Here is an 11,145-nt window from a genome sequence, read left to right as displayed (position 1 = left end):
TCAATGCGCCCACTTCTTCGTTAAATTCCACGGAAATAGAACGACTATTCCTAGCGAAATTTGCCTCGAATTGAACGCATTGATGACCTCTGAACTCAAGAATCTTCAGGTTGTTTGGGTATCAAGGTTTGGTTTACGTTTCTTTCTCTTTTTGTGCTAGGTCACTACCACAAAACTTACAAAAATCAGCATCATTTTCGTGCCCTGTTTTAGAACAATTGGGGCAAAGCGTCGTTTGTCTTTGTGTCGTCATATGTTGCCCCATTTGAGCGGTGATAATGCCAGTGGGAACCGCAATGATGGAGTAACCCATCAGCATGGTTATCGAGGCCAATGCTTTGCCAATGTCTGTTTGGGGCACCAAATCGCCATATCCGACCGTCGTCATGGTTACGATGGCCCAGTAAATGCTGTAAGGAATGCTGGTAAATCCGCGTTCGGGACCTTCAATCACAAACATCAGAGAGCCAAAAATAGTCACCAGTACCATCACTGCATAAAAGAAGATGAAGATTTTCCTGCTGGACGATTTTAGAGCAGCCAATAAGACGTTTGATTCTTCCAGATAGCGCATCAATTTCAGAACCCGGAATATACGCAGTACCCGGAGCAATCGGACCGCCATCAGATAGTTTGCGCCCGGGAAGAGCATGGCAATATAGGTTGGGAGAATGGCAAGCAAATCGACGATGCCGTAAAAGCTCTTTGCATACGCCTTGGGGGCAGGGGAGCAGTATAGGCGCAGTGCATACTCCACAGTAAAGAACAGGGTGAATCCCCACTCAATAGTGAAGAACCAATCCCCATACTTGGCTTGCATCTCGCCGACAGATTCGAGCATCAATACGGCGATTGACGCCAGAATGATAATGATGAGCGTAACGTCGAAGGCCTTTCCGGCGCGAGTTTCTGTGCCGAAAATAGTGGTATATAGGGACTCCTGAACAGCATTCCTGCTCATGCCAAGCACTCTGGAAAGTATTTAGATATGAGAAGTTTAGCAGGAGATACCCGCTCGGGAGATGAGCGGGCAGTAAAACGAGGAATGTTTAGCTTAGCCCAGGGAATAAAGCACGAAGACCATTGGCGATAAATTCAATGCCAAGGGCTGCCAGAATCAAGCCCATAATACGGGTGATCACGTTGATGCCAGTCTGGCCCAGAAACTTCACGATGGTTGGCGCCAGTCGCAGTAAGCCCCAGATGCCCGCAGCAAAAATACAAATACTGGCGATAAGGCCAAAAGTATCAACAGAGCCTGGATAACGGCTGGCATAAACAATGGTCGAACTGATAGCACCAGGACCGGCCAGAAGTGGCATCGCCAGTGGCACAACACCAATCTGTTCGCGGCTAACTGACTCTGATTGTTCCTGTTTATTCTGTTTATCTTCACCCAGCTTACCGCTCATCATGGTGAAGGCAATGCTAACCAGCAGCAGGCCACCCGCCACACGGAAAGAGTCTAGGGATATGCTGAAGAAATCCAGCAGTAACTGACCCGCCAATAATGAGACAACCAGAATGGCAGCCACGGCTAGACTTGCCGTATATGCAGTCTTGTTCCGTTCAACTGGATCCTGATGGGCAGTTAAAGAAACAAAGATAGGCATGATGCCCAACGGATTCACGGCGGCAAACAAACCAATGAAAAACTGAAAAAATATTACAAGTTCAATGCTATTCATTCCCAAACACTCGAATCTGAGAAACGGAAGGATTAGATGTGGATCGCAAAAGTGCCAATCTTGGGCGCTAGTATAACGTCGAAAGATGAAATGCCAATCCACAGTGGCGGCGTCAACGAGAAATATTTTTCCCAGGTTAGAAGGTCAGGTATTTCGGGCTCTCTGAGCAATAAGTGTACTAAATATAACTGGTATGTAAGTGCTGGAAACTTCTCTGTACGGTAGGTTGTCAACCTATGCATGTGATAGCGATCACATCTGTAAATCTAACTGGGACAACATACGAAAAAGAAGTTATACAGGTGTATGAGACACAAAACGCATGTGTTACATTCGCGTAGTTTTTTTGTGGTTTTAGGCTTTCAAAACGTCGATTATAGCGTGATTTGATTGATTATTGACCGGTTGATGAAAATCTTTGTGAAAGTTTACTACACATGATCCCGATCAATTTTCTGCTTTTATGAAAATCTATAATCAGTTTTGAAAGTTATTTACTAAATGCTTGCCAAGGCTCACTGAGGAAGTGTGACGCTTAGGCCTCTAAACAAACGAGCATGTAGTTACTAAATAATTTTCAAACTTTAGGTATGTAGGAGACAACTATGCCTGTAACTAACGTAGCCGAACTCAACGCAATGGTTGAGCGTGTAAAGAAAGCGCAGAAAGAGTTTGCAACTTACTCTCAAGAGCAAGTAGACAAAATCTTCCGTGCTGCGTCTTTGGCTGCTAACAACGCCCGTATTCCTCTGGCTCAACAAGCTGTTGCGGAATCTGGCATGGGTATTGTCGAAGACAAAGTCATCAAAAACCACTTCGCATCTGAATTCATCTACAACAAATACAAAGATGAAAAAACCTGCGGCATCTTGGAAGAGAACGACGAGTTCGGTACTTTCACTATCGCTGAGCCAGTAGGTATCATCTGTGGTATCGTTCCAACGACCAACCCGACTTCTACCGCGATCTTCAAATCTCTGATTTCTCTGAAGACCCGTAACGGTATTATCTTCTCGCCACACCCACGTGCGAAAAACTCTACTAATGATGCAGCTAAATTGGTTCTGGACGCAGCAGTCGCAGCGGGCGCACCAAAAGACATCATCGGTTGGATTGACCAGCCTTCAGTAGAACTGTCTAACGCGCTGATGAAGCACGACGACATCAACCTGATCCTGGCAACTGGTGGCCCAGGCATGGTTAAAGCGGCTTACTCTTCTGGTAAACCAGCTATCGGCGTAGGTGCAGGTAACGTTCCTGTTGTTATCGACGAAACAGCTGATATCAAGCGTGCAGTTGCTTCTATCCTGATGTCTAAGACTTTCGATAACGGTGTAGTGTGTGCTTCTGAGCAGGCTGCGATTGTTGTTGACGCTGTATACGACGAAGTGAAAGAGCGTTTTGCTTCTCACAAAGGTTATGTACTGAGCAAAGATGAAGCAGACAAAGTACGTAAAGTACTGTTGATTGATGGCGCTTTGAACGCAAACATCGTTGGTCAGCCAGCTGCAGCGATTGCTGAAATGGCAGGCGTAACCGTTCCAGCTGATACTAAAGTACTGGTAGGTGAAGGTCTGGACAAAGTGTCTGTTGATGACGCTTTTGCTCACGAGAAACTGTCTCCAACACTGGGTCTGTTCCGTGCAACGGATTTTGAAGACGCAGTAGCGCAAGCAGTCACCATGGTTGAAATCGGCGGTATCGGTCACACCTCTGGCCTGTACACCAACCAAGACGTCAACCAAGAGCGCATCAAATACTTCGGCGACAAGCTGAAAACCGCACGTATTCTTGTGAACATCCCAACCACTCACGGTGGTATTGGTGACCTGTACAACTTCAACGTTGCACCATCACTGACTCTGGGTTGTGGTTCTTGGGGCGGTAACTCAATCTCTGAGAACGTTGGTCCTAAGCACCTTATCAACAAGAAAACTGTAGCGAAGCGAGCTGAAAACATGCTGTGGCACAAACTACCGAAATCTATCTACTTCCGTCGTGGCAGCCTGCCAATTGCACTGGGTGATCTGGAAGGTAAGAAACGCGCAATGGTTGTAACAGACCGCTTCCTGTTCAACAACGGTTACTCAGACGAAGTTGTTGCCCTGCTGAAAGCACAAGGCATGGAAGTTCAGACCTTCTTCGAAGTAGAAGCAGACCCAACGCTGACTGTAGTAGAAAAAGGTGCTGCAGCAATGCAAAGCTTCCAGCCAGACGTGATTATCGCACTGGGCGGTGGTTCACCAATGGATGCTGCGAAAATCATGTGGGTAATGTACGAGCACCCAGAAACGCATTTCGAAGAACTGGCAATGCGCTTTATGGACATCCGTAAGCGTATCTACAAGTTCCCTAAAATGGGTAAGAAAGCGGAACTGGTATGTATCACTACCACTTCAGGTACAGGTTCAGAAGTCACGCCATTCGCGGTTGTAACTGACGACAAGACTGGTGCGAAATACCCACTGGCTGATTACGAGTTGACGCCTCAAATGGCTATCGTAGATGCGAACCTGGTGATGAACATGCCTAAGTCGCTGACTGCATTCGGTGGTTACGACGCAGTGACTCACGCACTGGAAGCATACGTATCTGTTCTGGCGAACGAGTACTCTGACGGTCAAGCTCTGCAAGCGCTTAAGATGCTGAAAGAATACCTGCCTTCTAGCTACGCGAATGGTGCAAACGACCCAATCGCTCGTGAGAAAGTGCACAACGCAGCAACTATCGCTGGTATCGCGTTTGCGAACGCCTTCCTGGGTGTATGTCACTCAATGGCGCACAAAATCGGTGCTGAGTTCCACCTGCCACACGGCCTGGCGAACGCACTGCTGATTTCTAACGTTGTTCGTTACAACGCAAACGACAACCCAACTAAACAAACTGCGTTCTCTCAGTACGACCGTCCACAAGCACGTCGTCGTTACGCAGAAGTGGCTGACCACCTGGGTCTGACTCAAGCGGGCGACCGCACTGCTCAGAAGATCCAACGTCTTCTGGCATGGTTGGACGAGCTGAAAGGCAACCTGGATATCCCAATGTCTATTCAGGAAGCGGGTGTGAAGGAAGCTGACTTCCTGGCGAAGATTGACGAGCTGGCAGTGGAAGCGTTCGATGACCAATGTACTGGTGCGAACCCACGCTACCCTCTGATCACTGAGCTGAAAGAAGTTCTGCTGGCATCTTACTACGGTAAAGCATTCGTAGAAGGTGAGACTTTCGAAGGCACTACGGTTATCAAGAAAAGCGAAGACCGTAACGCTGCAGCCGCTAAACCAGCTGCGAAAGCAAAGAAAGAAGCTGCTAAAGCATAATTTCTGAATCAGAAATAAAGAGAAAGCCCGCGTAAGCGGGCTTTTTTATTGGCAGTGGCAAATACCCTTTTGAGGTGACAACTCCCTGACGATGGGACCTATCCAATCGCCTTGTATGCAGTCAATTCAAATTAACAGGGCATAGAAGCGGCTACGGCAAACTTCACCAGCCGTTTAACTCGCTGCTTCTAAGATACGGCCGGTGAAACTGTCGTTTTCGACGATGTAAGCGGCACCATCAATCATGTCGTAGTTCACTGCAGGGTGGTAGTGAACGTTACCTTCATCACTTTGGCGTAGTCTTGGCAATACGCCGCCTACTCGAATGTTCGCGTGTTCCAGTTCTTGTGCCCAGCTTCTGGTCAAGCCTTTAATCACAGCGTTAGAGCTGTCAAACGTTGGGGCACTGTTGCCGGAAGAAAGGACGCCGGGGATATTCACTATCACGCCCTTGCGACCTTTGTTAAGCATATTAAAAGCTGCACCGCGTCCAAACAGGTACAGGTTAGAGGCAACGTCAGCAATGGTATCTTTTACTACATCGTTGGCAGCTTCCTGACTGGCGAGCAAATTTGGCAGCGATCCGCCTTGCCAGTAGTTGATAAGTACATCCACAGCTCCCATCTCACGATTGACCTCTTCAAACAGGTAGGAAATGTTTTCCACACTGCGATTAGCAAGGAAGAATGAGAAACACACACCACCTACATTCACACAAGAATCGTAAGTAGCCTGAAGTTGGCTTGCGTCAGTATCCACGAGAGCAACGCGGGCATTTAGCCTGCAAAAATGTTCAGCCATAGCGCGACCTGTTGGAGTCCCAGCAGCTGTAATCACAATGACGGATTTAGCGATATCCATTGTCTTACCTTTCTATTATGTTTCCGACACACTTCATTGTTATACGACGATGACTAACAACTTATACCCAGCTTTTTAAGAGGCGGATAACAATCTTGGACCATGATCGACGAAAGTGGTGTGAATTTGTTCAAAAAAGGTTGTGCAAACTGTGTGCAAAATGATTTTTTTAGTAAGTGATCACAGTTTGATTTTTTCGAATGGAAGAAGTTGAATTGGTGTGATGAGTATGGTATTGGAACGTTTTAGTGGTAATAAAATCAATAGATTACGCTTGAATATGCATTTCATTGAAGCGCTTTGCGGTCACCAATTGATTATATAAATTTACCGGATCCAGTGCGGCAGTCTTGCCATTTTCGCTATCTAATTGTCTTCGTTGATGTCCTGACAAATTATGATAAACATCTTCCCCTAAATTGTGTGTTCCAATAGCAGGAAAATGTAATGCTGAAGGGCTCACACAGTCATTCAGCTTTGCGCTGACCAAACCCGCTTTGTGAAAGGCGTCAGCCTGAGAACCACAGAGTTCATAGTCTCTTTCTTCAGCAACCAGACGCGTAGGTTCAGGAAGATCAAACGCTTTTCGAAGCTGTGCTTCTGTCACCTTTTCTGGATAAGGGGGATTGAGTGGTGTGGTTTCAGTAGCGTCTCCAGAAAGCAAGGCCAACATCAATGCGAAATCCGAACGACGGCCCTGACACACAGCATGGTTGAGGTTTCCCCCGAGCTGTATATCTGAAATGAGTTGGGCTTTGTCGAGCGCGTGAATTTGCATGTGAACCTGACTTTGACTTCTTACCCCTTATGTATCGGTATTGCGACGTAATACTTTAATAAAAAAAGGGAAAAATCTTTCCGTTCAACATGTATACCCAAACAACCTGAAGATGCAGGATTCAGGTCGTTTGGGTATATACAGCCACTGTCTATCCCTTGAGCTGTTGGGACTTGGCTTTCACTGGCAAAAAGAAAAGACCTTTTGCCCGAATCGATACATTTTGCGCTTTGCTTTCCCAGGCAAAACCCTTTCGATTACCGATAGAATCTAACAAGACCAGCTTTAATTGCGTTCACATTTAAAAGAAATTAAAACAATGTCTTGAAGGGGGCATTGAGTGTTCTTCATATCTTTTTATACCTATTTAACCCTCCTGATTAGCTCTCATTACAACGAATCACAACCGTTTATTGGTCTTCTCATTCCTCCACCCACAAGATGGATTTGTGTTTGCAACGGACGATATCCGCATTAGCCAGCGGGTATTAAAAAGCAGTGACGTCGGCAGGGATTTGCCTTTGAAAACGAATAACCAATAAAGGTAACCATCATGAAAAAGACATTCATTTCTTCCGCTATCCTCATCAGCATGTTTGGTATTGCACCACAGGCATTTGCTACAGAGGCAGGTGTTCAACAAGCCACTGGCGAAGGTTTTTATATCGGTGCCGGTACGGGTATGGGCCTGATTGAAGAATCAGAATTGCCGTCAGGTTCTGAACATGATGCGCATGCACTCAAACTGGAAGGGGGTTACGACTTTGGTAACCATTTCAGTGTGTATGGTGGCTATGGCTACATGAATGACTTTGGTCTGAATGATGGCGCAAATGCGGGTCTTCACATCGCAGAAATGGGTGTAAAAGGCGACCTGAACGTGACTGATAATTTGTCTATGTTCGGTAAAGTGGGTGGTGCTTACATTTTTGCTGATAACACAGATGGCGATGTATTCAAAAAAGAAAACGCGGTCGTAGCAGCGGGCGTCGGTCTTGAATATCAACTAACCCACGCAGTAAGCACCCAAGTTGGTTACGACATTTATGCTGACATTGAAAAAGCCAATGGTGGTAAGACAGATCTTCACCAAGTCTACTGGGGCATGAGCTACAAGTTTGGCCAGCCAGAAACACCAATGATGGTGACAGAGGAAGTGGTAAAAACCGTAGAAGTGGTAGAAGAAGTCCCTTCACGCGCTCACTACGTGCTTCCTTTCCAGGTGGGCAGCTCTGATATCAACGAATACGGTGCGTTTAACCTGAATGAAGTCGCGCATGCCATGCTGGCGAACCCTCACTTGCAAGCTGAGCTGATTGGTCGTACCGATACCAGTGGTTCTGATGCGACAAACCAGCGTGTTTCTGCTGCCCGTGCCGATGCGGTTGCAGACTACTTGGTGAGCAAAGGTGTGGAATCTGACCGAATTGTTGTTCTGTCAGTGGCAGACCAATCACCAATTTCTCAATCAGATGCATTGCTGGAGCGCTCGGTAGAGATCACTTTGCTGTAAACATCATTGGTATAAAGGCATGTCCGGAGCGACATGCCTTTTTTCGTATTATCCAGCCATTCTGCTTTTGTATCGAAATTGGACAGCCTTAGGTTTGTCCCATCAGCTAATTTTGTTGCCATATCATTGAGTAAACCGGGAAGCGTGTGAGTAACGAATCTAACTCAGAGCAGGTGTCTGCCTACTACCGCATTGGGGATACCTTCCTCTTAGACACCCGACTCCATACCCTGACCAATGAAGACACAGGTGAAGTGACTGAGTTATCGCTCAATGAATCACTCTTGCTTCAACTCCTGATCAAAGAGAAAGGGGAGATAGTGTCGCGCCAGCAAATTCTGGCGGATGTTTGGGAACCACGCGGACTGGTGGTGGATGAAAGCAGCGTGAACCAAAGCATTTCACTTTTACGCAAAGCATTTAATGACACCGCGAAAGATCAGATGGTGATCAAAACCATTCCCAAAATGGGCTATCTGCTGGTCTTGGAAGCGAACCCGAGCGAACTGGCAACGCCCTCTGAACCCGAAGTAGAGAAAAGTCAGCGTGTGCCAATGGGGTGGATTCCTTATCTGATTGCCGTTTTGCTGGCGTTTGCCGCAGCTTGGGTGACTGTCGAAAAGCCCCAAGCTTCAAAAATGGAAACCATTGAATCTTCCTCTCTCTCCATGCCCATTTATAAACTGGCGGGAAACCAAATCAATTCCAAACTGGTTCCAGTTATCGAAAGGTGTGTGAATGTGATTGTGGAGCAGGAGAACCTGCCTGTTTCCCAAGTGTTGGTTGCTGCGAATCATGCCGATTCCATCTCCTTGCTCATTTTCCATGAGCAGTCTCTCGGTCATGCTTTCCGCATTGGTCTGAACTCTTCGCTGTCGTTGGAGGAAAACCAATGCAAGCTGTGAAGAAGTGGTTGTCTTATCTCATTGTTTTCCTGATTTCCTTCTTTGGTTTTTCAGCCGTGATTGAATCTGTTTTCGGTACCAAGCGCGCACTGACCAGAGACAAATGGGCTTTTGAATCACATTACTTCCTTAACAACGATGGCGAGCGGGTTGTGCTGGAAGGGGTGAAGGGCAACATCGACGCAAACTGGTCTGGAAATGTGGTGTTTAACAGTGACAACACCTATTCAGCAAGTTTTCAATTTGCCTACACGGCGGTGAAAGACGGCAACAGTGAAACCTATTACTTGTTGAACAACGGAGAGTGGTTGATTGATGGTGACAGACTGATTCTGAAAACGACCTTTATGGATGAATGGGAGCCAGTAGAAAACAGCACATTCGAAGCCTATGGCTTAGAGATCGTGAAGAATGTTATCCATCAGACCTTCAACCAAAGCCAGGATATTTACTGGCTGGATGACAATAGCTTCATGCTGAACAGCATCAATAATGCTCCTGTGCTTCTCAGTCGTCTTACGCAGCCTTAGCCGGTTTAAATAAAAAGCCCGCTATACGGACCATATAGCGGGCTTTTCGGTGTGAATTGGATTTACGCGTTCAGCGCTTGCTCCAAATCCGCAATGATGTCGTCGATATGTTCGATACCGACTGATAGACGGATCATTTCCGGTGAAACACCTGCTTGCGCTTGCTCTTCCACACTCAACTGACGGTGAGTGGTTGAAGCAGGGTGACATGCCAGAGACTTCGCATCACCAATGTTCACCAAACGCTTGAACAGACCCAGCGAATCGTAGAAACGAACACCTGCGTCGTAGCCATCTTTCAGGCCGAAAGACAGAATTGCTGAAGGTTTGCCATCCATGTATTTCTGCGCCAGTGCATGGTGCTCAGATTCTGGCAGACCGGCATAGCTGACCCAACTCACTTTCTCGTGGCCCTTCAGGTATTCCGCGACTTTCAGCGCATTCTCTACGTGACGCTCCATGCGAAGCGGCAGGGTTTCCAAACCTTGCATCAGCATAAAGGCATTCATAGGCGACAGAGCGGCACCTGTGTTGCGTAACGGCACGGTACGTGCACGGCCAATAAAGGCGGCTTCACCAAACGCCTCGGTATAGACTACACCGTGATAGGAAGGCTCTGGCTGGTTAAACACCGGGAAACGTTCTTTGTGTTGTGCCCAAGGGAATTTGCCGGAATCAACAATCACACCACCGAGAGTGGTTCCGTGACCGCCAATGTATTTGGTCAGAGAGTGCACCACGATATCTGCGCCGTGTTCGATTGGCTTACAAAGCACTGGCGTTGCCACGGTGTTATCTACGATAACCGGTACGCCTTTCGCGTGAGCCAGTTCTGCCACTCGGCCAAGATCGACAATGTTACCCGCTGGGTTACCAATACTTTCACAGTACACCGCTTTGGTGTTGTCATCGATGAGTTCAGCCAGTGATTCAGGGCTGTCGTCTTTAGCGAATTTCACTTCAATGCCTTGCTTCGGAAGCATGTGCGCGAAAAGGGTGTAAGTGCCGCCGTAGAGCTGTGGTGTTGAAACAATATTGTCGCCAGCTTCCGCCAGCGTCAGGATCGCGTAGTTAATCGCCGCACTACCTGCACTCACAACCAGTGATGCCAAACCACCTTCCAACGCAGCCATACGCTGTTCCAGTACGTCATTGGTTGGGTTCATGATACGGGTGTAAATATTTCCCGGGACTTCAAGGTTGAACAGATCCGCGCCGTGTTGTGCACTGTCAAATTCATAGGCGACGGTTTGGTAAATCGGTGTTGCCACCGACTTTGTGGTTGGGTCCGTCTGATAGCCAGCGTGGATCGAGAGAGTTTCGTCTTTCATACTTCGTCCTTGTGCGTGATTTAGCCGAAAAGATTCACTATGGCATAAAGCCAGCTCCGTTTACTTGTACGTGTTCAAGATTTTCTTGATTTATAAATAACAATACTGTCAATAAGGGTGAAGGGTGGATTCGAGTCACTTCTCGAATAAATGAATTCGAATGGGAGTTTGCATCCGGTTTCTTTTAAAATCGCCCAAATCGATCAAAAAGTAATCAAGGGGGCG

Annotated in this window: 9 protein-coding genes; 4 read left to right on the top strand and 5 right to left on the bottom strand. The window is 47.1% G+C overall.

Annotated elements, in window-relative coordinates; genetic code table 11:
* Window positions 1-133 precede the first annotated feature (133 nt).
* Together D515_RS24455 and D515_RS24450 are read right to left on the bottom strand one after the other, a co-directional pair.
* Window positions 134-961, bottom strand: a complete 828-nt coding sequence (locus D515_RS24455) for an ion transporter (RefSeq protein ID WP_002542674.1) — start codon at window positions 959-961, stop codon at window positions 134-136.
* 88 nt (window positions 962-1,049) lie between these two features.
* Window positions 1,050-1,688: a YchE family NAAT transporter gene (locus D515_RS24450; protein WP_002542673.1), complete on the bottom strand. Its 639-nt coding sequence runs from the start codon at window positions 1,686-1,688 to the stop codon at window positions 1,050-1,052.
* A 605-nt stretch (window positions 1,689-2,293) separates the two neighbouring features.
* Between D515_RS24450 and adhE the strand changes: the two genes are divergently transcribed.
* Window positions 2,294-5,002: a bifunctional acetaldehyde-CoA/alcohol dehydrogenase gene (gene adhE / locus D515_RS24445; RefSeq protein ID WP_002542672.1), complete on the top strand. Its 2,709-nt coding sequence runs from the start codon at window positions 2,294-2,296 to the stop codon at window positions 5,000-5,002.
* Between the two features lie 174 nt (window positions 5,003-5,176).
* On the opposite strand, the gene D515_RS24440 is transcribed toward adhE, so the two are convergent.
* Window positions 5,177-5,863: an SDR family NAD(P)-dependent oxidoreductase gene (locus tag D515_RS24440; RefSeq protein ID WP_002542671.1), complete on the bottom strand. Its 687-nt coding sequence runs from the start codon at window positions 5,861-5,863 to the stop codon at window positions 5,177-5,179.
* A gap of 268 nt (window positions 5,864-6,131) precedes the next feature.
* A complete protein-coding gene (locus tag D515_RS24435; RefSeq protein ID WP_002542670.1) occupies window positions 6,132-6,641 on the bottom strand; it encodes a VC2046/SO_2500 family protein in 510 nt (169 codons plus the stop codon).
* Window positions 6,642-7,194: 553 nt separating this feature from the next.
* Between D515_RS24435 and D515_RS24430 the strand changes: the two genes are divergently transcribed.
* The 3 genes from D515_RS24430 (at window position 7,195) to D515_RS24420 (ending at window position 9,589) form a co-directional block, all read left to right on the top strand.
* A complete protein-coding gene (locus D515_RS24430; protein ID WP_002542667.1) occupies window positions 7,195-8,154 on the top strand; it encodes an OmpA family protein in 960 nt (319 codons plus the stop codon).
* Window positions 8,155-8,300: 146 nt separating this feature from the next.
* Window positions 8,301-9,059 carry a winged helix-turn-helix domain-containing protein gene (locus D515_RS25075; protein ID WP_002542666.1) on the top strand — a complete coding sequence of 253 codons (759 nt, stop codon included), beginning with the start codon at window positions 8,301-8,303 and terminating at the stop codon, window positions 9,057-9,059.
* Window positions 9,047-9,589: a regulatory protein ToxS gene (locus D515_RS24420; protein ID WP_002542665.1), complete on the top strand. Its 543-nt coding sequence runs from the start codon at window positions 9,047-9,049 to the stop codon at window positions 9,587-9,589. The genes D515_RS25075 and D515_RS24420 overlap by 13 nt, the downstream gene beginning before the upstream one ends.
* A gap of 62 nt (window positions 9,590-9,651) precedes the next feature.
* Here the strand turns inward: D515_RS24420 and D515_RS24415 are convergent, their stop codons facing one another.
* Window positions 9,652-10,920: an O-acetylhomoserine aminocarboxypropyltransferase/cysteine synthase family protein gene (locus D515_RS24415; protein WP_002542664.1), complete on the bottom strand. Its 1,269-nt coding sequence runs from the start codon at window positions 10,918-10,920 to the stop codon at window positions 9,652-9,654.
* Window positions 10,921-11,145: the final 225 nt, after the last annotated feature.

The organism is Grimontia indica, assembly GCF_000333895.2.
Lineage (GTDB): Bacteria > Pseudomonadota > Gammaproteobacteria > Enterobacterales > Vibrionaceae > Enterovibrio > Enterovibrio indicus.
The sequence above is the reverse complement of the archived record's forward strand: the minus strand, read 5'-3'. Positions and strand labels throughout refer to the sequence as shown.